Genomic DNA, 26,472 nt, shown 5'->3' on the forward strand with positions numbered 1-26,472 from the left:
CGGTCCGACAACCGCTCACCCGCAGGCGACTTGACCTGCCCCACCCTCGCCACACCACACCCAACGAGCCAAAGCCATCAAAGTCACTGGCATTGCGGCTAGACCACCGGCGGCCCGGCCTCCCCACTCGGCCCCGCGCGTTCCTCCCGTAACACCCCGGCGCGGACCGTAACCGGCCGGTCACGACGGATGCCCGACCGGGAAACACCGGTCGGGCACGGTGGTGGCATGGAGCATTCGAAGCCCTCTCCCCTCCGTGCCCCCGCCGGCCCCGGTGCCCGCCGCACCCACCGCTGGCGCCGTGACACCGTCGAACTCGCCGCCGTCTTCCTCTCCGTCACGGCGGCCGACCTCATCGCCAAGATCGTCGTCCACGGCCCGGACGGCCCGGTCGTCGTGGCCGCCTCCGCGCTCGCCCTGCTCGCCACCGCCCTGCTCCACAGCTGGTGGTCACCGCACGCCCCGCCCCCGGTCGCGCTCTGGCGGGTGCGCACCACGGCCCTCGCCCACACCCGCACGGCGCTCGCCGACCACCGGATCACCCTGCTCTCCGTGCACCCCCACCCCGCCGCCGACGAGCTCTACCTCCGCACCGAGCACCCGGTGACCCCGGCCGTCCTGACGACGCTGCTGACCGCCACCGGCCACACCCTCCAGGACGCGCCGACCCGCATCGCCTGAGCCGTCGCCTCAGGCCGGGCCCGGGTCGTTGGGGTGCGGTTCGAGCGGGGTCACCACGACGGTCATCCACGGCCGCAGCGGGAGGCTGCCGAGCACCTCCGCGCGCAGCCGGGCCTCGTCGGCCGCCCGCCAGACGCCGATGCTGCGCCGTTCGCCGACCGGGCGCCACAGCCTGGCCAGGTGGCCGGTGGCGGCCAGCTCGCGGGCGCGGACGGCCTCGGCGGCGCGCCGCCGGTCGACCTCCTCCTCGGCGGTGCCCTCGGGGACGCTGGTGGTGATCTCGACCAGGAACTCCTGCACGGTCCTGCTCCCTTCTCGCCCCCGCCCCGCCCCCGCCCCCTCATCGTCGGCCCGGCACCCGACCGCCGCCACGACCGGCCCGCACCCGGTGGGCCGGCCGGGCGAATCCGGAGCCGGCCTCCGGCGGCCCCGCACCCGGCGCGGGCCCGGGATCCGGCTCCGCCGGCGGCGGCCCGAGGACGGCGGCCACCGCCGGCGGCGGATTCCCGGGAGGCGTCAGCCCTTGTCGGCCGGTTGCACGACGCAGACGGCCTCGCCGAGCATCGGCCCGAAGCCGCCGAGCAGGGCGCCGAGCACCTGGTGGCAGGTGGCGGCCTCCTCGGGCGTCTTGGGGCCGTTGCTGTCGGCGGCGGCCGACTGGGCGAGGGCGAGCGGCAGGGCGAGCAGCAGGGCGCAACAGGCGGTGGCCAGCGCGGAGTTCTTCACGGACATCGGAAAGCCCCTTCGGAGGAGACGGGATCGGCGGAAAAGCCGAGCCATCCCTATCCGAAGGGGCTCCCCCGCTCACGGATCCTGAGCCATCCGTGAGCGTGTCCACATCATCCGATCAGCGGCCCGGGGGCTCCCCGGGGCCCGTCCGTTCCACCTCCCGGATCGCGGCGGCCAGCTCGGCCACCCCGTGCTCCCGCAGCACCCCGTAGTGGTCGCCCGCCAGGTCGACCACGGTGGGCGGGGTCGCGGAGTAGCCGGTGCTGCCCTCGATGAACGAGTAGTCGTCGCCCGCGGCCTTGAAGACGGTCACCGGCGCCTCCAGCCGCCGCTCGGCGAGCTCGCGGAAGCTGTACTCGAACTCGTAGGTCTCGCCGACGATCCCGGTGATCCGCCGGATCAGCTCCTCGTCCAGCTCCGGCAGCATCCGGTGCACGGAGGCGACGAAGGTCGCCTCGTCCACCGTCTCGGCCAGGCAGCGCTCCAGGTCGGGGCCGCTGATCCGGCCGGCGAACACCCCGAACAGGATGGTCAGGTACGCCGGGTTGGCGTACGAGGCCTCCCGGCCCCACGACCGGGCGTCGTCCCGGCGCACCTTCGGGTTGCCGGGGCAGATCAGCAGCAGCCGCTCCACCCGCTGCCCGGCGCGCTCCAGCTGCCAGGCCGCCTCGAAGGCGACCCGGGCGCCGAAGGAGAAGCCCCACAGCGTGTACGGCCCTCGCGGCTGCACCCGGCGCAGCTCGGCGACGTCGGCGGCGGCCATCTCCCGGATGGTCGGGTACGGCGTCTCGCCCGGGTTGACGCCGTACGCCTGGACGCCGTAGAAGGCCCGGCCCGCACTCGCCTCCCGGCCGAGCGGCCGCAGGTTCATCGGGTAGCCGCCCAGTCCGGGCCAGCAGAACACGGCCCGGTCGGCCGCCCCCGGGTGCAGCGGCACCAGCCGGGAGGCCGCGCTCCCGCCGGTGTCCCCGCCCGCGCGCTCGCCGCCCTCGCCGCAGGCCCGTTCGACGCGCGCGGCCAGGTCGCCCAGCCGGGGGCACTCGAACAGCACCTGGAGCGGCAGCGCGACGCCGAACTCGCGGTTGATCCGGTGCACCAGGGCGACGGCGATCAGCGAGTTCCCGCCGACGGCGAAGAACTCGTCCGTCACCGACACCTCCTGGTACCCCAGCGCCCGCCCCCAGGCCTCGGCCAGCCACCGCTCGTACCCGGTGGCGGGTGCGACGTACGCGCCGCGCACGCCGGCCGCGCGGACGGCCTCGGAGGCGGCCAGCGCCTTGAGGTCCACCTTGCCGTTGGCGGTGAGCGGCAGGGCGTCCATCACCAGCACCCGGTTGGGCAGCATGTAGTCGGGCAGCAGGGTGGCCAGTTGGTCCTTGATCAGCTCGGCCGGTCCCTTCATGTGGACGGTGTCCTCGTGCATGCCCTCGCTGCGGATCTGCTCCTCGCTCACCTTGCCGCCGAGGAAGAAGTAGGACGGTCCCGGGGTGATGCCGCGGCCGGCCAGGATCTCGTCGATGCGGCGCGAAGCGGGCAGCGGGTGGCCGGACTTGGAGCTGTAGCCGGAGGACATGAAGCCCAGCCCCAGGCCGTTGCGCTGGAGGCGGTGCAGCTCCGTGCCGAGCACGATGTACCGCAGCCACTCCTCCTCGGCACGGGCGACGGCCGTGATGCCGAACGAGGCCCGGGCGTAGACGGCCTGGTTGATCGCGATCACGTGCCGGGACTCCACCACCTCCTCCGAAACGTGCGTCAACTCGCCCTCGGCGTACCGGTAGAGGCCACCCGGCAGGCCGTCCACCCGGCCCTGGTGGGCCTGGACGTACAGCTCGGTGCCCTCGTCCCGCGCCGGGCCGCCGGCCCGGACGACCGCGAAGGCGCCCAGGTAGTGGTCCTCCTCGGCGACGTCCAGCCGGCCCTTGGCCGCCGGGTCGAGGCCGATCGGGCGCACGTCCAGCCCGTACTCGGGCAGCACCTCCGCCAGGACGCCCAGCATGTGGCCGGTCTCGAACTCCAGCACCTCCCGGATGTTGTTCTTGTAGACCGGCTCGATGGCGCCGTGCTTCCCGGAGAAGTGCAGCGTCAGGTAGGCCCCGTCCTCCGGGCCCGGCCGCGCCCCGGCGGGGCCGATCCGGACCAGGACGTGCTCGACCGGGTGGTAGTAGTACAGCCCGGCCGCGAGCCCGTCCAGGCCGCCGGTCTCCAGGTACAGCTGGGTCGCGTACAGCGCGCCGGGCGAGGCGTAGGCGTACTTGGGCAGCAGCCGCTCCTCGCTGTGGAACTGGCCGAACCACCGCAGGACGCGGCCGAGTTCGGGCAGGCTCAGCAGTTCCAGGTCGCGGCCGAAGGTGCCGGCCGGGCGCGGGGCGAGCAGCGCGGTGAGGTCGTCCCGGGTGACCGCGCCGCCGTCGTAGAAGCGGTAGCTCTTGCGGGCGAAGGCCTCCCGGCGCTGGGCGTCGGTCTCCTTCCGGCCGGGCAGTTCGACCCGCTCGCGGCCCGCCAGCCGGGCCCGGTCGCGCAGGCCCGGGTCGGACAGCTGGGCCTTGACCTGGAGCTTGCTGGCCTTGGACTGGTGGTGGCCGCCGTGGCTGCCCTGGTCCATCAGGGCGGCCTCGCGCGGGTTGAGCTCGACACAGGCGACCAGGTTCGGGTGCCCGGTGCGGTCGTCCCCGGTGACGACCGCGGCCGAGCGGCGCACCCAGGTGTGCTCCTCGATCGCGCGGGCGATCTCGTCCAGCTCGACCCGGTACCCGCGCAGCTTGACCTGGTTGTCCACCCGGCCGGCGAACTGGAGGGTGCCGTCCGGGTTCCACCGCACGAGGTCGCCGGTGCGGTACAGCCGCTCGCCGGGGGCGAACGGGGAGCGGACGAACCGCTCCGCGGTCAGCTCCGGCCGGTTCAGGTAGCCGCGGGCCAGCTGGACGCCGCCGATGTACAGCTCGCCGACGCCGTCGGCGGCGACCGGCCGCAGCTGCTCGTCAAGGACGTGGCACTGGGTGTCGGCCACCGGTCGGCCGATCGGCACCGAGCCGGCGCCGTCGGCCGGATCGGCCGGGTCGACCAGGTGCCAGGTGGCGTTGATGGTGCACTCGGTCGGGCCGTACAGGTTGACCAGCGCGGCCTGCGGGAGGGCGCGGCCCAGGTCGCGGGCGAGCCGCCGGGAGAGCGCCTCACCGCCGGAGAACACCCGGGTCAGGCCGGTGCAGTCGGCGAAGCCCTCGGTGTCCAGCAGCGCCCGGAGCAGGGTGGGCACGCACTGGAGCGCGGTCACCCCGTGCCGCCGGACGGCGGCGACCAGCGCCTCCGGGTCCCGGTAGAGGCCGGGCGTGCCGGCCGCCACCCGGGCGCCGACGGCCGGGGCGAGGATCTCCCACTGCGCGGCGTCGAAGCTCATCGGGGTCTTCTGCAGCACGGTGGTCCCGGGGGCGAGGTGCCCGGCGGAGTGCATCCAGCGCAGCTGGGAGACCACCGAGCGGTGCTCGATCATGACGCCCTTGGGGCGGCCGGTGCTGCCCGAGGTGTAGATCACATAGGCCAGCGACTCCGGCTCGGCGGCCGCCTCGGGCGCTTCCTCGTGTGCCTCCTCCGCCGCCGCCTCCGGCAGCGGAGCGGCGTCCTCGCAGGCCTCGAAGGTGACGACCGCGGTCCCGGCCGGGACCAGCGCGGCCAGCCGCTCGCGCAGGTGCGCCTGGGTCAGCACGATCCGGGTGCCGCTGTCCTCGACCATGTAGCGGATCCGGTCCTCGGGGTACTCGGGCGACAGCGGCAGGTAGCCGGCCCCGGCGTACAGCACGCCCCAGGCCCCGGCGACCAGCTCGACGGACGGCTCGACGTACAGGCCGACGCAGCCGTCCGGGACGGCGCCCAGGCGGCGCAGCCGCGCGGCCAGCCGGCGGGCCGTCCCGGCCAGCTCCTGGAAGGTGAGGCCGCCGCCCTCGCCGAGGACGGCCGGCGCGCCGGGCCGGGTCTGCGCCTGCCGGTCGAGCAGCCCGGTGAGCGCGGTGCCGACCGGAGCCCGGCGGGCGTGCGGGACGGCGGGGATGCCGGTGGTGGCGGCGGTCTCGGTGGTGGCGGTGGTGTCGGTGGTGGGGACGGACGGGGTGTCGCGCATGGAAACGGCCTTCGGTGCGTGGACGTACGGGTGTGGCCGTACGGGGCGTGGCCTCCTGCTCACCAGGAGCACCGGGGAACGCCATCCACCGTCGGCCGCCCGCTGTCCCACCCGCCTGAGGCACCGGTCGCGACCTGCGCCGATGCCGTCCCGGCCACCCGTGCCGCCGTCCCGGGCCGGGGCCCGCCCTGTCCCACCCCGCCCGGCCGCGCACCCGGGCATTCGCCCGTTCACGATCACGTAACCGAACGGAAGCGCACCGTCGGTAGCGTCGGCGGCATGAAGGCATCACGCACTCGCCCCGAACGGCTCTGGCACCGGCCCTTCCGCAGGTCCGACCGCAGGTGCGCGGCGCCCGAGGGCCAGGCCACCCGGCCGCCCGCGCTCACCGGCGGCCCGTACCGGACCGTGCGGCCGCACCCGCCCGCCGTCCGCGCCGCCGGTCCGGCGCCGGAGGCCCCGTCCCGGCTGTCCCTGCCGGATGGGACCGGGCTGCTGCTGCGCCCGGCCGGGCCGGCCGACCGGGCGGCGGCGCTGGCGATGCACGGGCGCTGCTCCCCCGCCGCGCTGCGGCTGCGCTACCACGGCCCGGTCCGCGACGCCGGCCGCTACCTGGACCACCTGCTGGACCCGCGGCACGGCCGCAGCTACGCGGTGGCCGCCCCGGACGGGCGGATCCTCGCGCTCGGGCACCTGATGTGGGACGACGGCGAGGCCGAGCTGGCCGTCCTGGTCGAGGACGACTGGCAGCGGCACGGGCTGGGCGCGGCGCTGCTGCGGCGGCTGTCGGCGACGGCCCGGGCGGCCGGCGTCCGCACGGTGTACGCGGTGACCCAGGGCGGCAACACCGGGCTGATCGCCGCGATGCGACGGCTGGACGCGCCGCTGGACTTCCGGGCCGAGGACGGCACCCTGGTGATCACCGCCACGCTGGCCGCCGGGGATCCGGCCGGCTGCGCCCACCATCCGGGACGCTGATCATTTCTTCACCAGATCCTTACCCGGGCAGGTCGGGAACCCGACGGTGGTCGTCGAGCGTCGTCAAAGCAGTAGGGGTTCGGAGCCGAACCCTTGGGGCTGCTCCGTACACCGCTCTCCCCGACAGGCCGTCAGCAGCACCCGCGAGCGCGTCGCAGCAGGCGGCACGGGGTCCGGATCGTCCGGTCGGGCGACGGAGTCGGTAGGCTGACCCCCGTCCCCGCCGCCCGACGGCCCGTTATTCGGCCACGGGTGGTGCCGCAGCAAGGAGGAACCACTGAGCATGGCAGGCACCGAATCGGAGCCCACAGGCGCACGCGACGCCTCGCTGCCGGCCCGCGCCAAGATCGCGGTCACCGCCGGCCGGGTCGCCGCCGCCGTGTCGCGCAAGGCCGGGCGCGGGAGCGGCTCGGTGATCGGCGGCAAGGTCGCCCTCAAGCTCGACCCCGACCTGCTCGCCACCCTCGCCGAGAACCTCGACGTCGTCCTGGTCAGCGCGACCAACGGCAAGACCACCACCACCCGCCTGATCGCCGAGGCGCTGCGCGCCGCCGGTCCGGTGGTCTCCAACGCCCTGGGCGCCAACATGCCCGCCGGCATCACCTCCGCCCTGGCCGGCGGCAACGACGCCCGCTTCGGCGTGATCGAGGTCGACGAGAAGTACCTGGCGATGGTCGCCCGCGACACCCGCCCCAAGGCGATCGCCCTGCTCAACCTCTCCCGCGACCAGCTCGACCGCGCCGCCGAGACCCGGATGATGGCCGAGAAGTGGCGCGAGGGCCTCCAGAACACCGAGGCCGTGGTCATCGCCAACGCCGACGACCCGCTGGTGACCTGGGCCGCCTCCTCCTGCAAGAAGGTGGTCTGGGTGGCCGCCGGACAGGCCTGGAAGGAGGACGCCTGGTCCTGCCCCGCCTGCGGCGGTGTGATGCAGCGCCCCGGCGACGACTGGTTCTGCCAGGACTGCGGCTTCCGCCGGCCCAACCCGCACTGGGCGCTCCAGGGCACCCACGTGATCGACCCGCAGCGCGGCGCCTGGCCGATCCAGCTCCAGCTGCCGGGCCGGGCCAACCTGGCCAACGCCACCAGCTCGGCCGCCGTCGCCGCCGTGTTCGGCGTCGCCCCGCAGGTCGCCCTGGAGCGGATGCGCTCGGTGGCCGCCGTGGCCGGCCGCTACGACGTGGTCCAGTACCAGGGCCGGGACATCCGCCTGCTGCTGGCCAAGAACCCGGCCGGCTGGCTGGAGACCTTCTCGCTGATCGACGGCCCGCCCGCCCCGGTGATCCTCTCCGTCAACGCCCTCGACGCCGACGGCACCGACACCTCCTGGCTGTGGGACGTCGACTACGAGCGCCTCGCCGGGCACCCGGTCTTCGTGATGGGCCAGCGCAAGCTGGACCTGGCCGTCCGCCTGGAGGTCGCCGGACTCCAGTTCCACGTGGTCGACACGCTGGAGCAGGCCGTCCGGATGGCCCCGCCCGGCCGGATCGAGGCCATCGCCAACTACACCGCCTTCCAGCAGCTGCGGAAGGTCGTGGCCGGCTGATGCCGCGCCCGCACACCAGTCTTTACGTGACGGAAGGCCTTCGAGGATGAGTGAGAGCAGCCTGCGCGTGGTCTGGGTCTACCCGGACCTGCTCAGCACCTACGGCGACCGGGGCAACGCCCTGGTCGTGGAGCGCCGGGCCCGCCAGCGCCACCTCAACGTGACCCGGATCGACGTCCGCTCCGACCAGGCGATCCCCACCAGCGGCGACATCTACCTGATCGGCGGCGGCGAGGACCGCCCGCAGCGCCTGGCCGCCGAGCGGCTGCGCGCCGACAGCGGCCTGGTGCGGGCCGCCGAGAACGGCGCGATCATCTTCGGTGTCTGCGCCGGTTTCCAGATCATGGGCCACGAGTTCATCAACGACCTCGGCGAGCGCGAGCCGGGCCTGGGCCTGCTCGACGTCTGGACCACCCGCGGCGAGGGCGCCCGCTGCGTCGGCGACGTGCTCGCCGACGTCGACCCCCGGCTCGGCCTGCCGCAGCTGACCGGCTTCGAGAACCACCAGGGCGTCACCCATCTCGGCCAGGGCGTGCAGCCCTTCGCCACCGTCAGCGTCGGCCGGGGCAACGGCACCGGTGACGGCACCGAGGGCGCCTGGCGGGACACCGTGTTCGGCACCTACCTGCACGGCCCGGTGCTGGCCCGCAACCCCGCCGTGGCCGACATGCTGCTCAAGCTGGCGCTGGACGTCGCCGCGCTGCCGCCGGCGGACACCACCTGGTACGACGCGCTGCGCGCCGAGCGCATCGCGGCCGCGACGCGTCCCCAGTAGTACATCCGTACGCCCCGGCCGGGTGCCCGCCATGCGGTCACCCGGTCCGCGGGCGGCCCCGGACGTACCACAATGGGGCTGCCTACTGCACACCCTCCTCGGCAGCAGGCTGCAATTCCGCGCGGGGGCGCCGACGGCGCCGCTCCCGCGTCGGCTCCTGCCCGGCCGGACCAGGGGCCGTATGCTCGACTTCGCGGCCGTTTTCGGGCGTTCTGTCCGGATCGGCCGGTCCTTCACCCCGCGGCCACCTCCCTGCCACCACGGCGAGGGAGCGCCCCGTTACGGTGACGGCTCGTCGTCCCAGCCTGTAGTCCGGCCGTTCCTCGGTTCTGCTCGGGAGTTGCAAAGCTAATGCGTATCGGAGTGCTGACCAGCGGCGGTGACTGCCCCGGCCTGAACGCGGTGATCCGCTCCGTGGTCCACCGGGGGGTGGTCGACCACGGCGACGAGATCATCGGGTTCGAGGACGGGTGGCGCGGTTTCCTTGAGGGCCACCACCGCCCCCTGACCCTGGACTCGGTGAGCGGCATCCTGGCCCAGGGCGGCACCATCCTCGGTTCCTCCCGGGTCCAGCCGAGCCACCTGCGGGACGGCGTCGAACGGGCCAAGAAGTACTGCGCCGACCTCGGCCTGGACGCGGTCATCCCGATCGGCGGCGAGGGCACCCTGAAGGCCGCCAAGCTGATGAGCGACGCGGGCCTGCCGATCGTCGGCGTGCCCAAGACCATCGACAACGACATCGCCGCCACCGACGTGACCTTCGGCTTCGACACCGCCGTCTCGGTCGCCACCGAGGCGCTGGACCGGCTGAAGACCACCGCCGAGTCCCACCAGCGCGTCATGGTCGTCGAGGTCATGGGCCGGCACACCGGCTGGATCGCGCTGAACGCGGGCATGGCCGCCGGCGCGCACGCCATCGTCGTCCCGGAGCGCCCGTTCCACATCGACAAGCTCACCGAGGTCGTCCGCGAGCGCTTCGACCGCCAGAAGAAGTTCGCCATCGTGGTCTGCGCCGAGGGCGCCAAGCCCGAGCCCGGCACCATGCACTGGGAGGAGGGCACCAAGGACATCTACGGCCACGAGCGGTTCACCGGCATCGCCACCCAGCTCTCCCGCGAACTGGAGCACCGCCTCGGCAAGGAGGCCCGCCCGGTGATCCTCGGCCACACCCAGCGCGGCGGCACCCCGACCGCCTACGACCGGGTGCTCGCCACCCGCTTCGGCTGGCACGCCGTCGAGGCCGTCCACAAGGGCGCCTTCGGGCACATCACCGCGCTGCAGGGCACCAACATCAACCTGGTGCCGCTGGCCGAGGCGGTCGCCGAGCTGAAGACCGTGCCGCAGGACCGCTACCTGGAGGCCGAGACGGTCCTCTGACCGCCCCCGCCCTCCCCGGAGGCCCCCGGCCCGCCCCGCGCGGCCCGGGGGCCTCCGTACGTCCCGGGCCTCCGTACGTCCCAGGGGCGCTTGCCGCACCCGGCGGGCGTCCGGCGGCCCCCGCCGCTAGCGTGTCCGGCATGGAGATCCTCGCCTACGGAGTGCAGGCCGACGAGCGGCCGCTGCTGGAGCAGGCCTTCGCCGGCCGCCACGGGCTGCGCTGCCTCGACGTGTTCCTCAACCGCGACACCGCCCCGCTGGCCGCCGGCTACCCGGCCGTCAGCAGCAGCGTCAACGCCGTCCTGGACGCCGAGACCCTCGCCGTCCTCGCCGCCGGCGGCACCGAGCTGATCGCCCAGCGCTCCACCGGCTTCAACAACATCGACCTCGACGCGGCCGCCGAACTCGGCCTCACCGTCGCCCGGGTCTCCCACTACAGCCCGTACTCCGTGGCCGAACACGCCTGGACCCTCGCGCTGGCCGTCAACCGCCGCCTCACCCGCGCCGCGAGCCGCTCCCGCGAGTTCGACTTCCGCCTCGACGGGCTCCTCGGCCGCGACATCCACGGCATGACCGTCGGCGTCATCGGCACCGGCAAGATCGGCGAGTGCTTCGCCCGCATCGCCGCCGGCTTCGGCACCGAACTCCTCGGCTGGGACATCGCACGGAACCCGGCCTGCCTCGACCTCGGCATGCACTACACCGAACTGCCCGAACTCCTCTCCCGCGCCGACCTGGTGAGCCTCCACGTCCCCCTCCTCCCGGCCACCCACCACCTCATCGACGGCGCCGCCCTCGCCCGCATGAAGGACGACGCCATCCTCATCAACTCCAGCCGCGGCGGCCTCGTCGACAGCGCCGCCCTCGTCGAGACCCTGCGCGCCGGCCGCCTCTCCGGCGTCGGCCTCGACGTCTACGAGGAGGAGACCGGCGTCTTCTTCACCGACCGCTCCATCGAGGGCATCACCGACGACACCCTCGCCCGCCTCGTCACCTTCCCCCAGGTCCTCGTCACCAGCCACCAGGCCTACTTCACCCGCACCGCCGTCGGCCAGATCATCGACGCCACCGCCCGCAACATCGACGACCACGCCGCCGGCCGCCGCAACGAGAACACCCTGGTCCCCAGGAACTGACGCCGCGGATGGTGACCCGGATCACGGGAACCGGTCCTCCCGCCCGGACAAGGCATGACGTGAACCATCCACACTCCCGGCTCCGGGCCGGGAACCCCGAAGCGTTCCGCGACCTCTTCCGGGACCACGCCTCCCTGGTGTACCGCCACGCCGTGCGCGTGACCGGGAACTGGGCACTCGCCGAGGACGTGGTCTCGCTGACCTTCCTCGAGGCCTGGCGCCTGCGCGGGAAACTCCGCGACGAGGGCGACAGTCCACGCCCCTGGCTCATGGGCATCGCCGTCAACGTGCTGCGCAACACGACGCGCGCCGCCCGCCGCCACAGCGCGGCCCTGGCCCGCATGCCCGCGACCGACCCGGTCCCCGACTTCGCCGACGAACTCGTCGGCCGCATCGCCGACTCCGAGCAACTCGCCGCCGCCCACAAGGCCTTGGGGCGCCTGCGGCGCTCGGAACGCGAGGTCTTCGCGCTCTGCGTCTGGTCCGGGCTCGGCTACGCGGAAGCGGCGGCCACCCTCGGCATACCCGTCGGCACCGTACGCTCGCGCCTCTCCCGCGCCCGCACCCGACTGCGCGGACTCGCGGCCGAGGAACTGCGCGCCGCGCAGCAGAACACGGAACCGCTCCCGATCCCCGGACAAGTACAGGGCAGCCGCAGCACCGCGGCCCGGCCGCACAAGGAGACGCACCGATGATCCGCAACTCGCGGCGGCACACCGAACCGCTCGACCACGCGGAACTGGCCCGTCTACTGCCGGCGCCGGCCGATCCCCGCCTGGCGGCCGACCGCCAGGACCTGCTCGAGGAGCACCTGATGAGCGAGATCCACCGGCCCGACCAGGCCGCCCCCGCGGCCGCCCCGGTACGGCGCCCGCTGCGCCGCACCGTCCTCTTCGCGGCGCCGGTCGCCGCGGCCGCGGCCCTCGCCGTGGTCGTCTCCCTGAACACCCCGGCCGACACCGTCGGCTCCCCACGGCCGGTCAAGGCACCCGTCGTGCGGATCGAGGAGGGGAGCACCGTCCAGCTCGCCTCGACGGTCCACGCGATCGCCGCCGCCGCGACGGCGCGCACCACGCCCCAGCCCGGACCGGGCCAGTTCGTCTACGTCAAGAGCCAGGTCTCCTTCATGGCCACCCGTCACAACGCGGACACCGGGGAGTCCGCCACCTGGGTCCAGCCGCTGCACGACCGCGAGGTGTGGAAGTCCCCCGACGGCACCAAGGGCTGGCTGGACGAGCCGGGCTACCAGTCGAAGGGCGGCATCACGCTGGACACCAAGGAGCCCCGCGAGCAGCTGACCTACCAGTGGCTCGCGGCCCAGCCCGCCGACCCCGACGCGCTGCTGAAGTCCGTCTACTCGACGGTGAGCGGCGACCGGGACCACGACCAGCAGGCGTTCAACGAGATCGGCTCCATCATCCGCGAGCAGCTCGTCCCCTCCGCCCTCGCCGCCGCGCTCTACGAGGCCGCCGGCAAGATCCCGGGCGTGGTGGTGGTCGAGCACGCGCAGGACGTCTCCGGCCGCGACGGGATCGCGTTGGCGCGGCTCGACCCCCAGACCGGCGAGCGATCGGAGTGGATCTTCGATCGGGAGAGCCACCAGTACCTCGGCAGCCGTGGCGTGCAGGTCCGGGAGGAGTACGGCATCAAGCCCGGCACCGTCGTGGAGCGCACGACCATCGTCACCCGGGCCGTCGTCGACGCGAAGAACCAGCGCCCCGGCGCCGGGCAGGCCACGGCCTGACGGTCCCACGCCCGATGGGGGCCGCCGGCCGCCGCAACGGGAACACCCCGGCACCGGCGGCCCCTCAACGATCGGGCCCGCCTCGTCGGTCATCGGCGGAGCCGCCCCCGCCGAGCAGGGCGGCGGCCACCTGGTCGAAGTACGGTGCCACCTCGGGCAGGGTCGCGGCGGCGAGCACGTCGCTGCGCACCACGGTCCGCACCACGCTGATGCCCAGCAGCCACGCGCTGAACAGCTCCGCCCGCAGATCCGCGTCCGGCCCGTCGACCAGGGCGCGCAGGCCCGCGATGTAGGTGTCGCACACCTGGTCGTGCAGCTGACCGCGGATCGTCTCGTCGCCGGCCGACCGCAGCATGGCGATGAACGGGTGGTCGCCCACCGACTCCGGCCGTTCCTCGCGGAGGATCATCTCCAGCAGCCTGTAGGGGAGTTGGCCGGGCGGGCCGGCCAGCACGGCCCCGGCCTCCTGCGCGTCCTCGGCCGACGCCTCCTCGAACAGCTTCCGCTTCGAACCGAAGTACCGGAACACCAACGAGGCGTCCACGCCCACGTCCTGGGCGATGCCGCGGACGTTCGCCCCGGCGTAGCCCTCGCGGCCGAAGTGGACCCGGGCGGCCGCCAGCAGGGCGGCTCTGGTGGCCTCCCGGTCGCGCTTGTGGCGCGGCGGCCGGCCGCTCGACGGTGCGGTCACGGCGTTCTCCCGGTGGATCGACAGGTGCTGCGGCATCAAGTCATCAGCTGTTGACATGGTATCCCGGCGCGATTAGCTTCGACCGAGTCATCAATCGATGACTCGGCGGCGCGCGTATCCGCACGCCTTCCCACAGGTCGGTTCCCGCCGCACCGGCGTTCCCCGCCGCGAGTTCTCCCGTGTTCACCGTTCCGTGGAGGTCCCAGCGTGAAAACGATTGTTGTCTCGGGTGGTACGGACGGCATCGGCAAGGCCGTTGCCCTGACGTACCTGGGGCGCGGCGACGAGGTCGTCGTCCTCGGCCGCAACGCCGAGAAGGGCGCCGAGGTGCTCGCGGAGGCCGAGCGCATCGGCGCCAGGGGCCGCGCACACTTCATCGCCGCCGACCTCAGCCTGGTCAGCGAGACCCGCAGGGCCGTCGGTGAGATCCGGGACCGGTTCGCCGGGATCGACGGACTGGTCCTGTGCGCCCAGCACTTCCGCTCGTCGCGCCTGGTCACGGCCGAGGACTTCGAGCACACCTTCGCGCTGTACTACCTGAGCCGCTTCGTCCTCAGCCACGAACTGGCCGACCTGCTGGCCGCCGCACCGGCGCCCGTCGTGGTCAACGTCTGCGGCCCGGGCGTCGACTTCGGCGAGATCCGCTGGGACGACCTGGGCCGTGAGCGCGACTACAGCGGCATCGACGCCCTGATGCAGGGCAGCCGCCTCAACGACCTGCTCGGCGTCGGGTTCGCCCAGCGGCGGCCGGCCGGTCCGGTGCGGTACGTGCTGCTGAACCCGGGCAGCGTCCGCACCGGCTTCTCGGGTGAGTACGACCCGGTCATGGCCGAGCAGATCGAGGCCGCGCGGCGGAACGCCAGGCCGGTGGAGGAGGGGATCGTGCCGGTCCTGGCGGCGCTCGACGCGCCGCCCGCCGAGATCATCTCCGCCTCCATGACGGGCGAGCCGCTGGAGCTCACCGGCCCCGCCTTCGACCCCGAGGCGGCGCGGCGCCTCCACGAGCTGACCACCGCGCTGCTCGCCGACGCGGCCTCCTGAACCGGGACCGGGAGGACCGCAGCCGCGACGCCCGCCTCCCGGCGGCCCCTCAGGGCCGGCCGAGCGCCTGGCGGTACCAGGGGGCGGCCTCGGGGAGGCGGGCCAGGGGGCCGGGACCGGGCGGGCAGGCGGCGAGGTGCCAGATCCGGTCGCTGCGGTACCAGTGGTCGCGGGCGATCAGGCCGAACTGCCGCTCGGAGACCCGGCCGGGCGCGGCGGCCAGCAGTCGGCGGCACTCCTCCCAGGGGGTGTCCGGGCCGTCCGGGGCGGGCAGCAGGCCGAGGGCGGCCAGGGCCGTGAGCAGGTCGCCGCCGCGGACCGGGTCGGGGTGCGAGGCGTGGTGGACGCCCGGCGGGGCGGCCTGCCCGTCCAGGGCGAGCGCGGTGATCAGCCGGGCCAGGTCGGCGCGGTCGACCATCGAGAGCCGGGTGCGGCCGCCCTCCCAGCGGACCGGCACCCGGCGGACCAGCTCGGCCAGCGCGGGCACCACCCAGCGGTCCCCGGTGCCGGTCACCAGTCCGGGGCGCAGCACGCACCCGCCGGCCGCCAGCGCGTGGCGCTCGCCGAGCAGCCGGGTGCGGCTGGCCTCGGACACCGGGGCGGGCGGCACCTCGTCCACCTCGATGCCCTGGTGCGGGCCCTCGCCGTAGACCGCGGCCGTGGAGAGGTGGACGATCCGCCGCACCCCGGCGCGGGTGGCGGCCGCCATCAGGGCGGCGGTGCCCCGGTCGTTGACCGCCTCGCACTCCTCGGCTCCGCCGTCGACCCGGGAGGCGAGGTGCACCAGTGCCCCGGCGCCCGTACAGAGCTCCGTGAGCGCCGCCGGGTCGGCCAGGTCGCCCGGGACCCAGGCGGGGCCCGGTACGGCGTCCTGGGGCGGTGTGCGGGCCAGGGCGCGTACCCGGACGCCGCGCGCGGCGAGGGCCGCGAGCACGCCGGAGCCGATGAAGCCGGTCGCCCCGGTCAGCGCGACCGTGGTGGGCGCCGCGGGACCGTGTTCCGTCGCCATCTCCGAGCCTCCCTGCCGAATCCCCGAGCCCTCGGACTCCGAGCCCCGAGCCTCCCCGCCGACCGGCCGGTCAGTCTAGCCAGGAGGCGCTCCGGTGGGGAGACACCCGTACGGAGGGGGTGGGGGGATGGCCCGGGGTAAGGCCCACCTAGGCTGTATGTCAAGCAAAACGGGCGAACCGGACCCGCGTTTTGGACCACGAGGACGGAAAGCAGGACCCGCCGATGGGCGACGGAATGTCAGGAATGCACCACCACGGCGGGATGACCCAACTAGGCCCGTTCAGCTTGTCCAACGTCTGGACCTGGTCCCCCGACTGGGTGTTCCTGCTCGGCGGACTGGTCCTCCTGGGGCTGTACGCGGCGGGCGTGGTGCGGCTGTACCGGCGCGGCGACCGCTGGCCGATCGGCCGGGCGGTCGGCTGGGCGGCGGGTGTCGCCACCATGCTGCTGGTCACCTGCACCGGGCTGAACGACTACGGCATGGTGCTGTTCAGCGCGCACATGATCCAGCACATGGTGCTCTCCATGCTGACGCCGATCCTGCTGCTGCTGGGCGCCCCGATCACGCTGGCGCTGCGCGCCCTGCGCCCGGCCGGCAAGGGCCGTCCGCGCGGGCCGCGCGAGCTGCTGGTGGCGCTGCTGCACAGCCGGTACATGCGGATCGTCTCGCACGCGGCGTTCACCATCCCGATGTTCATCGCGAGCCTGTACGGGGTCTACTTCACCCCGCTGTTCGACTTCCTGATGCAGTACCGCCTCGGGCACATCTTCATGATGGTGCACTTCCTGCTCACCGGTCTGGCCTTCTTCTGGCCGATCATGGGCGTGGACCCGGGCCCGCACCGCCCGGGCCACGTGATGCGGATCATCGAGCTGTTCATGGGGATGCCGTTCCACGCCTTCTTCGGCGTGGCGGTGATGATGGCGGGCCACCCGCTGGTCACCACCTTCACCGTGGAGGGCGCACCACCGGGGACGAACCTGCTGGAGGACCAGAAGCTGGCCGGCGGCATCACCTGGGCGTTCGGCGAGATCCCGACCGCGATCGTGCTGATCGCGCTGGTCTACCAGTGGATGGGCTCCGAACAGCGGCAGGCCCGCCGCCGCGACCGCTCCGAGGAGCGCACCGGCGACGCCGAGCTGGAGGCGTACAACGCCTACCTGGCCTCGCTGCACAAGCGCGACCGGCGCCCCGGCTCGGCTCCGGCCGCCCCGGCCGCCCCGGTGGCGGGCGCCACCCCGGCGGCCGAGGCCGGCTGAGGCCACCCCACCACTCACCGCGGAACGATCGTTCCCGGGAACCCCCGTTCCGCCTCCGGAACGGGGGTTCCGCCGTTCCGGGAGCGCCTCGGAACGGTCGTTCCGCCGCAGGCGTTCGAACGTATATGCACGTCCTGCTGTTCGTCGCCGTCCTGCTCTGCGGGTCCGTCCCGCTCTGGCTGCTCGGCTTCCTCGGCCTGGCGCTGTACCACCGCCGCCGGCCCGTGCCGGCCGGCTCCGACTACCTGGTGGTCCTGGGCGCCGCGCTGGAGGGCTGCGAGCCCGGGCCCCCGCTGGCGGCCCGGCTGGACTCCGCGCTGGAACGTTTCGCCGCCGAGGAGGCCGCCGGGTACGCCCCGCTGGTCGTGGTGACCGGCGGGAAGGGCCCGCACGAGGACTGCACCGAGGCCGCCGCGATGGCCCGCTACCTGGTCGCCCGGGGCGTCCCGGCCGAGCGGATCCGGCGCGAGGAGCGGGCCGTGAACACCGCCGAGAACCTGCGTTTCAGCGCCGCCCTGATGGCCGCCGAGCGCCCCGGCTACCGCTGCACGGTGGTCACCAACGGCTTCCACACCGTCCGCTCCGCCCTCGCCGCCCGCCGGGCCGGCGCCCCCGCCGCCGTGCTCGGCGCGGACGGCCCGCTGGCGCACGGCCCGTACCTCCTGCTGCGCGAGGCCGTCGGCACCGCCCTCGCCCTGTGGCGCCCGCACGGGGCCGCCCTGCTCCTGGTGGTGGCGGCGGCCGGGGCCGGGGCGCTGCTCGGACTGTCCTGAGAACGGTCCCTGGGCAGCGCGGTCCCGGGGCAGAGCGGTCCCGGTGCCGGGCTCTGGATCGTGTCGCACCCCTCCGCCAGGATGGAGGCGGAACCGAGTGCGGAGGGGGCACGAGCGTGTCCAAGTGGAGCACGTTGCAGCGGGCCTGCGTCCTGGTGGCCCTGGCGGCCGCCCTGGTCGCGGCGGTGGTGGGCGGGCTGGCCGCCTGGCAGTGGGTGTTCGACGACCCGGGGTGGCTGTCCTGGCACGGGTGGGTGTTCGGGGCCGCCCTGCTGGCGGGCGCGGCGGCCTCGGGACCGTTCCTGCGGTACGAGGTCTCCCCCGGCGCGGTCGTGGGCATCGGCTTGTTCCTGCTCGTGCCGCCGCTGGTCGGCGTCCTGATGGCGGCGTCCGCCACGGACGACATCCGGAGCTGGATGCGCACCGACAAGGCGGTGACGGCCACCCTGAGCGGCTGCCACGTCTCCGGTTCGGAGACCTTGGAGAGCGACCGCGGCCCGATCGGCTCGATCGACGTCTACAGCTGCACCTACCGCTGGACGGCGGCCGGGCAGGACTGGGAGCAGGTCCGCCGCTCCCGCGACGGCGACCACCCGGACGGCCATCGGGAGCAGGTGTGGGCGGACGGTTCGACCGGCGAGGTGGCCGAGCACCGGCCGGTCAGGATCGGCATGGGCATCCTGGTCGCGCTCGCCTGTCTGGTCGGCACCGTGCTGGTGTGGGGCGGCCAGGCGCTCCTGCTGCACGAGACCGGCCTGCTCGGCCGCCGTCGGCCGGCCGGCGCCTGAGCACGGAGGAGGCCCCCGGGCTGGTCCGTACGGACCGACCCGGGGGCCTCCGGTGCCTCAACTCGCCTGGATTCAGCCGAGGTTGGCGAGCGCCTCGTTGAAGGTCTTCGACGGGCGCATCACGGCGGCGGCCTTGGCCGGGTCCGGCTGGTAGTAGCCGCCGAGGTCGACCGGCGAGCCCTGGACGGCGATCAGCTCGTCCACGATGGCCGACTCCTGCTCGGTCAGCGTCGCGGCCAGGCCGGCGAAGGCCTGGGCCAGCTCGGCGTCGTCGGTCTGCTTGGCCAGCTCCTGGGCCCAGTAGGTGGCCAGGTAGAAGTGGCTGCCGCGGTTGTCGATGCCACCGAGGCGGCGGCTCGGCGACTTGTCCTCGTTGAGGAAGGTGCCGGTGGCGCGGTCCAGGGTGTCGGCCAGCACCTGGGCGCGGGCGTTGTCCGTGGTGGTGGCCAGGTGCTCGAAGCTGGCGGCCAGCGCGAAGAACTCGCCCAGGCTGTCCCAGCGCAGGTAGTTCTCCTTGACCAGCTGCTGGACGTGCTTCGGGGCGGAGCCGCCGGCGCCGGTCTCGAACAGGCCGCCGCCCGCCATCAGCGGGACGACCGACAGCATCTTGGCGCTGGTGCCCAGCTCCAGGATCGGGAACAGGTCGGTCAGGTAGTCACGCAGCACGTTGCCGGTCACCGAGATGGTGTCCTCGCCGCGGCGGATGCGCTCCAGCGAGAACGTGGTGGCGTCGACCGGGGACTTGATCTCGATCTGCAGGCCGGTGGTGTCGTGCTCCGGCAGGTACTTCTTGACCTTCTCGATCAGCACCGCGTCGTGGGCGCGGTTCTCGTCCAGCCAGAACACCGCCGGGACGCCGGTGGCGCGGGCGCGGGTGACGGCCAGCTTGACCCAGTCCTGGATCGGCAGGTCCTTGGTCTGGCAGGCGCGGAAGATGTCGCCCGGCTGGACGGCCTGCTCCAGCACCACGTTGCCCTCGGCGTCGACCAGGCGGACGGTGCCCGCGGCGGCGATCTCGAAGGTCTTGTCGTGCGAGCCGTACTCCTCGGCCTTCTGGGCCATCAGGCCGACGTTCGGCACCGAGCCGATGGTCGCCGGGTCCAGGGCGCCGTGGGCGCGGCAGTCGTCGATGACGGCCTGGTACACGCCGGAGTAGCTGCTGTCCGGCAGCACGGCGAGGGTGTCGGCCTCCTTGCCGTCCGGGCCCCACATGTGGCCGGAGGTGCGGATCATGGCCGGCATCGAGGCGTCGACGATGACGTCGCTCGGCACGTGCAGGTTGGTGATGCCCTTGTCGGAGTCGACCATGGCCAGGGCCGGGCCCTCGGCCAGCTCGGCCTCGAAGGAGGCCTTGATCTCGGCGCCCAGGTGCGGCACGTTGTCGAGGCCGGCCAGGATGCCGCCGAGGCCGTTGTTCGGGTTCAGGCCGGCGGCGACGAGCACCTCGCCGTACTTGGCGAAGGTCTTCGGGAAGAAGGCGCGGACCACGTGGCCGAAGATGATCGGGTCGGAGACCTTCATCATGGTGGCCTTGAGGTGCACCGAGAACAGCACGCCCTCGGCCTTGGCCCGGGCGATCTGCGCGGCCAGGAACTCGTTCAGGGCGGCGACGTGCAGCACCGAGGCGTCGACGACCTCGCCCGCCAGCACCGGCACCTTCTCGCGCAGCACGGTGGTGGTGCCGTCCTCGCCGAGCAGCTCGATGCGCAGCGCACCGTCACCGGCGATCACGGCGGACTTCTCGGTCGACCGGAAGTCGTTCTCACCCATGGTGGCGACGTTGGTCTTGGAGTCGGCCGTCCAGGCACCCATGCGGTGCGGGTGGGTCTTGGCGTAGTTCTTGACCGACTGCGGGGCGCGGCGGTCCGAGTTGCCCTCGCGCAGGACCGGGTTGACGGCGCTGCCCTTGACCTTGTCGTAGCGGGCGCGGACGTCCTTGTCCTCGTCGGTCTGCGGGTCGTCCGGGTAGTCCGGCAGGGCGTAGCCCTGGGCCTGGAGCTCGGCGACGGCGGCCTTGAGCTGCGGCACCGAGGCCGAGATGTTCGGCAGCTTGATGATGTTGGCGTCCGGGGTCTTGGCCAGCTCACCCAGCTCGGCCAGCGCGTCGCCGATCCGCTGCGCCTCGGTCAGACGCTCCGGGAAGCTCGCGATGATCCGCCCGGCCAGGGAGATGTCGCGGGTCTCCACGCGCACACCCGCGGTCGAGGCGTACGCCTGCACCACGGGCAGGAACGAGTAGGTCGCCAGGGCCGGAGCCTCGTCGGTGTGCGTATAGATGATGGTCGAGTCAGTCATCGGTACTCCGCTTCACGTCTCCAACGTCTTGACGTCAAGATATCTCGTCACGGGCCTCCGACTCCACCTCCCCCCGTTTCCGGGCGCGCACCGGCCCGGCCGGCGGGCGCCCGGCCCTCCCGGAGGGGCGTTCCGACGGGCGGCGTGGAGGACGGAACGGAGGTCGTGACGGGGGACGGGTTCCACGGTCGTCCGGGTCGGGGCGCTCGGCAAGCGGAGCGCCCGACCAGTGGTTTGGTCCACTCGGGTGAGCCGAACGTCAGGAGTGCGTCAACGCACGACCGCATTCGGTCAACGGCGCGTCAGGACCGGAGCCTCCCGGGCCGGGTCGACCTAGCGTCGAGGCAGTAGTTCCGGCAGGCACCACCACCCCACTCGGGAGCATTCGCATGGCCCGCGCCGTCTGGCACGTTCCGGTCACCGTCTCCGGCACCGGAAGCACCACCGCACTCCGCCTGTTCCGCCTGCGCGACGGCCGCCGCTGTGCGGTCGGATTCTCCAGCCCCGAGGCCCTCGCCGCCCTCCTCGGGCCCGACCAGGCCCGCACCGAGCTCGGCGAGGCCGCCCTCCGCGACCTCACCGCCCCGCTCGGGATCGACACCCTGGTACTGGACCCGCGGCTGGTCGCCCCCTCGGTCGCGGCCCCCTCCGCCGCCACTCCCTCCGCCACCGCCCCGTCCAGGACCGCCCCGCCCGGCCGCGCCCCCGTCGCGGCGCCCTCCGCCCCGGCCCCGACCGTCCAGTTCCAGCACCGGTGACCGCCCCGCTCCGGCTCGTCCCGGACGAGCCGGACCCGGCGGGGCGGGCCCGCCCGGCCCGGGCGCTGCACGCGATCGCCCGGATCAGCCACGGCCCCGTCCCGCTCGACTTCGACCGCCTCGCGGCGGAGTTCCCCGCCGTCCAGAGCGGCCTGGCCCTGGCCGGCGAGGCCGACCTCGAACTGCGCCTCGCCTGCACCGGCCCCGAGGAGTTACGGACGATCTCCACCGCCCTGTACCGCGCGGGCGCCGCCAAGGTGCGCGTCGACCTCGTCCTGCGCGCCCTCACCCCGGCCCCGGTCACCCTGCGCCCGGTGCCCTGACCGACCCCGTACGGGCTTCGCGCCCCGCTCCCCTGCCCGGGAGCGGGGCGCGGGGCCCGTACGGCGCTCACTCCTCCCCGGGCCGCGGGTTCGGGTTGACCGCCTGGCCGTCGATGGGCTCGCCCCAGGCGTCCTCACCGTCCGCGTCGACGCAGTAGCCGCTGCCCTCGACGTGCCCGCCCGCGCTCCGGCACTGGTCGGCGGTGACGTCCCGGCGCCCGGTCGCCGCCGCCGGTCCGGCGGCGGCCACGGTCCCGGCCACGGCGAGCGGGAGGAGCAGGAGGGCGGAGGCGGTCGCGGCGGCCACCCGGGCCGGCAGTGAGCTGTTCATGCGGACCACGACAGCACGCCACCGGACCCCCGGCGACCACAGGACGCCCGCCCGGGTGGCCCCCGCCCTCCGCCGCTCCCGCGCCGGAACCGCTGACTCCCGCGCCGGAGCCGCTACTCCCGCGCCAGCGCCGCGATGGCCGCGAGCAGCAGCGCCGAGCCCGCCAGCAGGCCCGCCGTCAACGGCTCGCCGAGGCAGAGCACGCCGATCACCGCCGCGGTCGCGGGCTCCAGCAGGACCAGCACCGCGGCCGTCGTGCTGGGCACGGTGGTCAGGCCGGTGAAGTACCAGCGGTAGGCGAACAGGGTGGGCACGGTGCCGAGGAAGAGCAGCGCCACCGCGGTCACCAGCGGGTCCCCGTCGACCGGCAGGACGCCCTGGAGGCCCTGGACGGCGACGAGCGGAAGCAGGCAGAGCAGCCCGGTGGTGAAGGCGCCGGTGCCGGCCCGGGCCGAGCCGCCGCCCCGGGCCCAGAGGGTGAGGCCGCTCTGGCCGGCGCCCGCGAGGACGGCCAGAGCGACGCCGAGGGCCGGGCGCGGGCCCGCCGCCGGGGCGGCCACCAGCAGGGCGAGGCCCGCCAGGGCCAGGGCGACCGCGGCCGCCGTTCGACGGGTCAGGCGTTCGCCGAGCAACAGGTGGGCGCCGAGGCTGGTGAACACCGGGCCGGCGCCGATGGTGATCAGGGTGCCCAGCCCGAGGCCCGCGTACCGCACCGAGCCGAAGTAGGCGCACTGGCTGACCGCCAGACCGAGCCCGGTCAGCGCGGCGGCGCGCCACCCGGCGGCGCCCCGCTCGCCGCGCGGCCGGCGGCCCGGCAGCAGGGCCAGGCAGAGCGCGGCGACGCCGAAGCGCCAGCAGGAGACGCCCGCCGGGCCGAGTCCGCTGGTGCTCATCAGCAGTGCGGAGACGGCGCCGCCGACGCCCCAGGCGACGGCGGCGGCGGAGATGGACAGGAGGCCGCGCCGGAAGGGCACGGCGGTGTACGAGGTCATGCGTCGGTACTCCACGATGAGTTGCCGGTTCAGGTCCGCTGGGTACGCGGGCGGCAGTCATCGCCCCGGCTGCGGGCAGTCCCGTCGGGCCGGAGGAGGTGGAGTGGGCCGCCCGCTAGCGGGCCGGCGGGGGGAGGATCACGAATCGCACGGGGCCAGCCTACGCGCGGTCCGGCCCCGGCGTTCGTGATCTTTCCTTCGCCCACGGACGGGACGTACGGTCGTCCTGGCCGGGACTCCCGGTGGCACGTCCCCTCGACGAAGGAGCGGAACACGATGGACCAGCTGACGTACGACGAGGTCGAGGCCGCCGGGAAGCGGATCGCCGGGCGGGTGCGCCCGGTGGCGGTGGCACCGGGGGACGACGGCGGACGGACCTGGCTGGCGCTGGAGTTCCTCCAGCACACCGGCAGCTTCAAGGCGCGCGGCGCGCAGAACTTCCTGCTGGCGCACGCCGAGGCGGGCACCCTCCCGGACGCCGGGGTGACCATCGCCTCGGGCGGCAACGCCGGGCTGGCCTGCGCCTGGGCGGCCCGCGAACTCGGCGTCCGCGCAACGGTGTTCCTGCCCGAGACGGCCTCCCCGGTGAAGCTGGCGCGGCTGCGCTCGTACGGCGCGGAGGTGCGGCTGGCGGGCCGGGAGTACGCGGAGGCGCTGGCCGCCTGCGAGGAGTTCGCGGCCGGCAGCGGGGCGCTGTCCTCGCACGCGTACGACCACCCGCTGATCGCCGCCGGCGCCGGGACGGTCCTGTCGGAGATCCGCGCCGGGGTGCCCGGGCTGGACACGGTGGTGGTGTCGGTCGGCGGCGGCGGGCTGTTCGCCGGGGTGGCGGTGGCGGCCCGCGAGCACGGCATCCGGGTGCTCGCCGTGGAGCCGACGGGCAGCCGCGCGCTGAACGCCGCCCTGGCCGCGGGCCGCCCGGTGGACGTCCCGGTGGACTCCGTCGCCCAGGACTCGCTCGGGGCCCGCCGGGCCACCGCCCTCGCCGTGGACGCCGCCGCGCACGAGGGCGTCCGGTCGGTGCTGGTCGACGACGAGGCCATCGTGCGCGCCCGCCGGCAGCTCTGGGAGGACCGCCGGATCGCCGTCGAGTACGCGGCCGCCACGGCGCTCGCCGCCGTCGACCGGGCCGAGGGCGAGCGCGTCGCCGTGCTGCTCTGCGGCGCCAACACCGACCCGTCCGATCTGGTGGACTAGCGCCGCTCCGCTATACGGAGCCCACTATTCCCATCCTCGGGAATTTCCCCTATCATGCGACCCCGCACGGCGCGGCCCGAATTCCGGGCGGATCGATCGGATACGTAATATGCCGGGCGCCATAACGCCCCCTACCTGCAAGGACGTCCAGAAAAGAATGTAAACATTCAGTAATGAAATCTGTGCAGAGGGGGCTGAAAAGTCCTAGTGTGTGGCAACTCTCATCGCTCCGCCCACCCCGGAGTCCCCACACACAGAGAGATCGTTCATGGCTTCCCTCAACCAGATCTCGCCGCCCGGCCAGGGCACCGGTTCCGAAACCGGAACCGCCCAGCGGTCACTGCGCCGCCACGTCGGCCTCGTCGGCCTCATGTGGGCCTCGGTCGGCTCGATCATCGGCTCCGGCTGGCTGTTCGGCGCCAAGGAGGGCGTCGTGGCGGCCGGCCCGGCCGCCGTCGTCTCCTGGGGCATCGGCACGGTGGCGATCGTGCTGCTCGCGCTCGTGCACGCCGAGCTCGGCAGCATGTTCCCGGTTTCGGGCGGTACCGCGCGGTACCCGCACTACGCCTTCGGCGGCCTCGCCGGGATGTCCTTCGGCTGGTTCTCCTGGCTCCAGGCGGCCACCGTCGCGCCGATCGAGGTCGAGGCGATGATCGGCTACGCCCGGCACTGGCCCTGGGCGGGCGGCCTGCTCAACGACAACAACACCCTCACCGCCAGCGGCTTCGCCGTCGCCACCGTGCTCATGGCGGTGTTCGTCGCGGTGAACTTCCTGGGCGTGCGCGTCCTGGCCCGCACCAACAACGTCGCCACCTGGCTGAAGATCTTCGTCCCGCTGTTCACGATCTTCGTGCTCGCCGTGACCAACTTCCACGGCTCCAACTTCACCTCGCACGGCTTCGCCCCGTTCGGCGCCCAGGGCGTGCTCGCGGCGATCAGCACCAGCGGCATCATCTTCGCCCTGCTCGGCTTCGAGCAGGCCATCCAGCTGGCCGGCGAGAGCCGCAACCCCAAGCGCGACATCCCCCGCGCCGTCCTCGGCTCGGTCGCCATCGGCGCCGTGGTCTACACCCTGCTCCAGGTCGTCTTCATCGGCGCGCTGCCGGTCAGCTCCTTCGCCAACGGCTGGGACAAGCTCGACTTCCCCGGCATCGACGGCCCCTTCGCGGGCCTGGCCACCACCGTCGGCCTCGGCTGGCTGGCCTGGGTGCTGTACGCCGACGCCGTGATCTCCCCCGGCGGCAGCGGGCTGATCTACACCACCTCGACCTCGCGCATCTCCTACGGCCTGAGCCGCAACGGCTACGCCCCGCAGCGCTTCGAGGAGCTGGACAAGAACGGCGTGCCGTGGTTCGGCCTGGTCATCGCCTTCGTCACCGGCGTGATCTGCTTCCTGCCCTTCCCGAGCTGGCAGGAGCTGGTCGGCTTCATCACCTCCGCCAGCGTGCTGATGTACGCCGGCGCCCCGCTGGCCTTCGGCGCGATGCGCCGCCGGCTGCCCGACCGCGAGCGCCCCTACCGGCTGCCGGCGGGCGGCGTGATCTCCCCGGCCGCGTTCGTGGTCTCCAGCCTGATCATCTACTGGTCCGGCTGGCACACCCTCTCCCGCCTGGGCATCGCGATCGTGCTCGGCTACGTCCTGCTCGGGAGCTACGCCGCGTACGCGATCAGGAAGGGCCTGCCGAACGCGCCGCGACTGAGCTGGAAGGCCGCCCAGTGGCTGCCGCCCTACCTGATCGGCCTCGGCCTGATCTCCTGGCTCGGCGGCTTCGGCGACGGCATCGGCCGGATCCCGCTGTGGACCGACATGGCCCTGGTGTCGGTGTTCTCGGTGGCCATCTACTACTGGGCGATCCGGGTGGCGCTGCCGGCCGAGGAGATCGAGCAGGAGGTCGCCGACGTCGAGGTGGTCGACGAGGGCGGCCACTGACCGAC

At 73.9% G+C, this 26,472-nt stretch carries 24 protein-coding genes; 16 read left to right on the forward strand and 8 right to left on the reverse strand.

The window, feature by feature from the left end:
• Nucleotides 1–228: 228 nt before the first annotated feature.
• Nucleotides 229–681: a hypothetical protein gene (locus ACFY4B_RS37485; protein WP_375875274.1), complete on the forward strand. Its 453-nt coding sequence runs from the start codon at nt 229–231 to the stop codon at nt 679–681.
• Between the two features lie 9 nt (nt 682–690).
• Here ACFY4B_RS37485 and ACFY4B_RS37490 read toward each other — a convergent pair whose 3' ends face one another.
• The 3 genes from ACFY4B_RS37490 to ACFY4B_RS37500 all read right to left on the reverse strand — a co-directional run bounded on the left by ACFY4B_RS37490 (nt 691) and on the right by ACFY4B_RS37500 (nt 5,521).
• Nucleotides 691–981 carry a muconolactone Delta-isomerase family protein gene (locus ACFY4B_RS37490; RefSeq protein ID WP_049658392.1) on the reverse strand — a complete coding sequence of 97 codons (291 nt, stop codon included), beginning with the start codon at nt 979–981 and terminating at the stop codon, nt 691–693.
• Nucleotides 982–1,197: 216 nt separating this feature from the next.
• Nucleotides 1,198–1,413 carry a hypothetical protein gene (locus tag ACFY4B_RS37495; RefSeq protein WP_049658393.1) on the reverse strand — a complete coding sequence of 72 codons (216 nt, stop codon included), beginning with the start codon at nt 1,411–1,413 and terminating at the stop codon, nt 1,198–1,200.
• A 115-nt stretch (nt 1,414–1,528) separates the two neighbouring features.
• Nucleotides 1,529–5,521 (reverse strand): amino acid adenylation domain-containing protein, encoded by a 3,993-nt coding sequence (locus ACFY4B_RS37500; protein WP_387975625.1) that lies wholly within the window; start codon nt 5,519–5,521, stop codon nt 1,529–1,531.
• A 279-nt stretch (nt 5,522–5,800) separates the two neighbouring features.
• On the opposite strand from ACFY4B_RS37500, the gene ACFY4B_RS37505 reads away from it, so the two are divergent.
• From ACFY4B_RS37505 to ACFY4B_RS37535, 7 genes are all read left to right on the forward strand, one after another.
• Nucleotides 5,801–6,499, forward strand: a complete 699-nt coding sequence (locus ACFY4B_RS37505; protein ID WP_375877750.1) for a GNAT family N-acetyltransferase — start codon at nt 5,801–5,803, stop codon at nt 6,497–6,499.
• 283 nt (nt 6,500–6,782) lie between these two features.
• The gene (locus ACFY4B_RS37510) at nt 6,783–8,045 is read left to right on the forward strand and encodes a MurT ligase domain-containing protein (protein ID WP_049656207.1); all 1,263 of its coding nucleotides are present in this window, start codon (nt 6,783–6,785) and stop codon (nt 8,043–8,045) included.
• A 46-nt stretch (nt 8,046–8,091) separates the two neighbouring features.
• On the forward strand, nt 8,092–8,820 hold the full coding sequence (locus ACFY4B_RS37515) for a type 1 glutamine amidotransferase (protein WP_074004546.1): 729 nt from the start codon (nt 8,092–8,094) through the stop codon (nt 8,818–8,820).
• Nucleotides 8,821–9,171: 351 nt separating this feature from the next.
• On the forward strand, nt 9,172–10,197 hold the full coding sequence (locus tag ACFY4B_RS37520) for a 6-phosphofructokinase (protein ID WP_074004545.1): 1,026 nt from the start codon (nt 9,172–9,174) through the stop codon (nt 10,195–10,197).
• A gap of 140 nt (nt 10,198–10,337) precedes the next feature.
• Nucleotides 10,338–11,333, forward strand: coding sequence for a 2-hydroxyacid dehydrogenase (locus ACFY4B_RS37525; RefSeq protein ID WP_049656211.1), 996 nt, complete (start codon nt 10,338–10,340; stop codon nt 11,331–11,333).
• 59 nt (nt 11,334–11,392) lie between these two features.
• The gene (locus tag ACFY4B_RS37530; protein ID WP_387975629.1) at nt 11,393–12,028 is read left to right on the forward strand and encodes an RNA polymerase sigma factor; all 636 of its coding nucleotides are present in this window, start codon (nt 11,393–11,395) and stop codon (nt 12,026–12,028) included.
• The gene (locus ACFY4B_RS37535; RefSeq protein ID WP_387975632.1) at nt 12,025–13,077 is read left to right on the forward strand and encodes a CU044_5270 family protein; all 1,053 of its coding nucleotides are present in this window, start codon (nt 12,025–12,027) and stop codon (nt 13,075–13,077) included. The genes ACFY4B_RS37530 and ACFY4B_RS37535 overlap by 4 nt, the downstream gene beginning before the upstream one ends.
• Nucleotides 13,078–13,141: 64 nt before the next feature.
• On the opposite strand, the gene ACFY4B_RS37540 is transcribed toward ACFY4B_RS37535, so the two are convergent.
• On the reverse strand, nt 13,142–13,804 hold the full coding sequence (locus tag ACFY4B_RS37540; RefSeq protein WP_387975635.1) for a TetR family transcriptional regulator: 663 nt from the start codon (nt 13,802–13,804) through the stop codon (nt 13,142–13,144).
• A 171-nt stretch (nt 13,805–13,975) separates the two neighbouring features.
• Here ACFY4B_RS37540 and ACFY4B_RS37545 point away from each other — a divergent pair, with 171 nt between their 5' ends.
• On the forward strand, nt 13,976–14,809 hold the full coding sequence (locus ACFY4B_RS37545) for an SDR family NAD(P)-dependent oxidoreductase (RefSeq protein ID WP_387975637.1): 834 nt from the start codon (nt 13,976–13,978) through the stop codon (nt 14,807–14,809).
• Between the two features lie 49 nt (nt 14,810–14,858).
• On the opposite strand, the gene ACFY4B_RS37550 is transcribed toward ACFY4B_RS37545, so the two are convergent.
• Complete coding sequence (locus ACFY4B_RS37550; RefSeq protein ID WP_074004541.1) at nt 14,859–15,818, reverse strand: NAD(P)-dependent oxidoreductase; 960 nt, start codon at nt 15,816–15,818, stop codon at nt 14,859–14,861.
• Nucleotides 15,819–16,063: 245 nt separating this feature from the next.
• Here ACFY4B_RS37550 and ACFY4B_RS37555 point away from each other — a divergent pair, with 245 nt between their 5' ends.
• The 3 genes from ACFY4B_RS37555 to ACFY4B_RS37565 all read left to right on the forward strand — a co-directional run bounded on the left by ACFY4B_RS37555 (nt 16,064) and on the right by ACFY4B_RS37565 (nt 18,641).
• Nucleotides 16,064–17,080 (forward strand): cytochrome c oxidase assembly protein, encoded by a 1,017-nt coding sequence (locus ACFY4B_RS37555; protein WP_082346077.1) that lies wholly within the window; start codon nt 16,064–16,066, stop codon nt 17,078–17,080.
• A gap of 125 nt (nt 17,081–17,205) precedes the next feature.
• The gene (locus ACFY4B_RS37560; RefSeq protein WP_387975640.1) at nt 17,206–17,853 is read left to right on the forward strand and encodes a YdcF family protein; all 648 of its coding nucleotides are present in this window, start codon (nt 17,206–17,208) and stop codon (nt 17,851–17,853) included.
• A 116-nt stretch (nt 17,854–17,969) separates the two neighbouring features.
• Complete coding sequence (locus ACFY4B_RS37565; protein WP_375877757.1) at nt 17,970–18,641, forward strand: hypothetical protein; 672 nt, start codon at nt 17,970–17,972, stop codon at nt 18,639–18,641.
• Nucleotides 18,642–18,713: 72 nt separating this feature from the next.
• Here the strand turns inward: ACFY4B_RS37565 and ACFY4B_RS37570 are convergent, their stop codons facing one another.
• Nucleotides 18,714–20,936: an NADP-dependent isocitrate dehydrogenase gene (locus ACFY4B_RS37570; protein ID WP_049657424.1), complete on the reverse strand. Its 2,223-nt coding sequence runs from the start codon at nt 20,934–20,936 to the stop codon at nt 18,714–18,716.
• Between the two features lie 389 nt (nt 20,937–21,325).
• On the opposite strand from ACFY4B_RS37570, the gene ACFY4B_RS37575 reads away from it, so the two are divergent.
• Together ACFY4B_RS37575 and ACFY4B_RS37580 are read left to right on the forward strand one after the other, a co-directional pair.
• Nucleotides 21,326–21,694, forward strand: coding sequence for an SAV_915 family protein (locus ACFY4B_RS37575; RefSeq protein WP_387975643.1), 369 nt, complete (start codon nt 21,326–21,328; stop codon nt 21,692–21,694).
• Nucleotides 21,691–22,017: a hypothetical protein gene (locus tag ACFY4B_RS37580; RefSeq protein WP_049657428.1), complete on the forward strand. Its 327-nt coding sequence runs from the start codon at nt 21,691–21,693 to the stop codon at nt 22,015–22,017. Before ACFY4B_RS37575 ends, ACFY4B_RS37580 begins: the two co-directional genes overlap by 4 nt.
• Nucleotides 22,018–22,084: 67 nt before the next feature.
• On the opposite strand, the gene ACFY4B_RS37585 is transcribed toward ACFY4B_RS37580, so the two are convergent.
• A complete protein-coding gene (locus ACFY4B_RS37585; protein ID WP_380782433.1) occupies nt 22,085–22,348 on the reverse strand; it encodes a hypothetical protein in 264 nt (87 codons plus the stop codon).
• Between the two features lie 113 nt (nt 22,349–22,461).
• Complete coding sequence (locus ACFY4B_RS37590) at nt 22,462–23,340, reverse strand: DMT family transporter (protein ID WP_387975646.1); 879 nt, start codon at nt 23,338–23,340, stop codon at nt 22,462–22,464.
• A 276-nt stretch (nt 23,341–23,616) separates the two neighbouring features.
• Between ACFY4B_RS37590 and ACFY4B_RS37595 the strand changes: the two genes are divergently transcribed.
• A complete protein-coding gene (locus tag ACFY4B_RS37595; RefSeq protein WP_049658053.1) occupies nt 23,617–24,537 on the forward strand; it encodes a serine/threonine dehydratase in 921 nt (306 codons plus the stop codon).
• A 268-nt stretch (nt 24,538–24,805) separates the two neighbouring features.
• Nucleotides 24,806–26,467, forward strand: a complete 1,662-nt coding sequence (locus ACFY4B_RS37600) for an APC family permease (protein ID WP_049658055.1) — start codon at nt 24,806–24,808, stop codon at nt 26,465–26,467.
• Nucleotides 26,468–26,472: the final 5 nt, after the last annotated feature.

Origin of the sequence: Kitasatospora sp. NPDC001261, assembly GCF_042896795.1 — a bacterium.
Lineage (GTDB): Bacteria > Actinomycetota > Actinomycetes > Streptomycetales > Streptomycetaceae > Kitasatospora.

What these genes read in the sequence shown, in the direction of transcription:
- ACFY4B_RS37585 (WP_380782433.1), bottom strand. Translation starts at nt 22,348, where the DNA reads ATGAACAGCTCACTGCCGGCCCGGGTGGCCGCCGCGACCGCCTCCGCC.
- ACFY4B_RS37570 (WP_049657424.1), bottom strand. Translation starts at nt 20,936, where the DNA reads ATGACTGACTCGACCATCATCTATACGCACACCGACGAGGCTCCGGCC.
- ACFY4B_RS37560 (WP_387975640.1), top strand. Translation starts at nt 17,206, where the DNA reads ATGCACGTCCTGCTGTTCGTCGCCGTCCTGCTCTGCGGGTCCGTCCCG.
- ACFY4B_RS37590 (WP_387975646.1), bottom strand. Translation starts at nt 23,340, where the DNA reads ATGACCTCGTACACCGCCGTGCCCTTCCGGCGCGGCCTCCTGTCCATC.
- ACFY4B_RS37595 (WP_049658053.1), top strand. Translation starts at nt 23,617, where the DNA reads ATGGACCAGCTGACGTACGACGAGGTCGAGGCCGCCGGGAAGCGGATC.
- ACFY4B_RS37510 (WP_049656207.1), top strand. Translation starts at nt 6,783, where the DNA reads ATGGCAGGCACCGAATCGGAGCCCACAGGCGCACGCGACGCCTCGCTG.
- ACFY4B_RS37500 (WP_387975625.1), bottom strand. Translation starts at nt 5,521, where the DNA reads ATGCGCGACACCCCGTCCGTCCCCACCACCGACACCACCGCCACCACC.
- ACFY4B_RS37555 (WP_082346077.1), top strand. Translation starts at nt 16,064, where the DNA reads ATGCACCACCACGGCGGGATGACCCAACTAGGCCCGTTCAGCTTGTCC.
- ACFY4B_RS37525 (WP_049656211.1), top strand. Translation starts at nt 10,338, where the DNA reads ATGGAGATCCTCGCCTACGGAGTGCAGGCCGACGAGCGGCCGCTGCTG.
- ACFY4B_RS37485 (WP_375875274.1), top strand. Translation starts at nt 229, where the DNA reads ATGGAGCATTCGAAGCCCTCTCCCCTCCGTGCCCCCGCCGGCCCCGGT.
- ACFY4B_RS37600 (WP_049658055.1), top strand. Translation starts at nt 24,806, where the DNA reads ATGGCTTCCCTCAACCAGATCTCGCCGCCCGGCCAGGGCACCGGTTCC.
- ACFY4B_RS37515 (WP_074004546.1), top strand. Translation starts at nt 8,092, where the DNA reads ATGAGTGAGAGCAGCCTGCGCGTGGTCTGGGTCTACCCGGACCTGCTC.
- ACFY4B_RS37575 (WP_387975643.1), top strand. Translation starts at nt 21,326, where the DNA reads ATGGCCCGCGCCGTCTGGCACGTTCCGGTCACCGTCTCCGGCACCGGA.
- ACFY4B_RS37520 (WP_074004545.1), top strand. Translation starts at nt 9,172, where the DNA reads ATGCGTATCGGAGTGCTGACCAGCGGCGGTGACTGCCCCGGCCTGAAC.
- ACFY4B_RS37535 (WP_387975632.1), top strand. Translation starts at nt 12,025, where the DNA reads ATGATCCGCAACTCGCGGCGGCACACCGAACCGCTCGACCACGCGGAA.
- ACFY4B_RS37540 (WP_387975635.1), bottom strand. Translation starts at nt 13,804, where the DNA reads ATGCCGCAGCACCTGTCGATCCACCGGGAGAACGCCGTGACCGCACCG.
- ACFY4B_RS37505 (WP_375877750.1), top strand. Translation starts at nt 5,801, where the DNA reads ATGAAGGCATCACGCACTCGCCCCGAACGGCTCTGGCACCGGCCCTTC.
- ACFY4B_RS37495 (WP_049658393.1), bottom strand. Translation starts at nt 1,413, where the DNA reads ATGTCCGTGAAGAACTCCGCGCTGGCCACCGCCTGTTGCGCCCTGCTG.
- ACFY4B_RS37550 (WP_074004541.1), bottom strand. Translation starts at nt 15,818, where the DNA reads ATGGCGACGGAACACGGTCCCGCGGCGCCCACCACGGTCGCGCTGACC.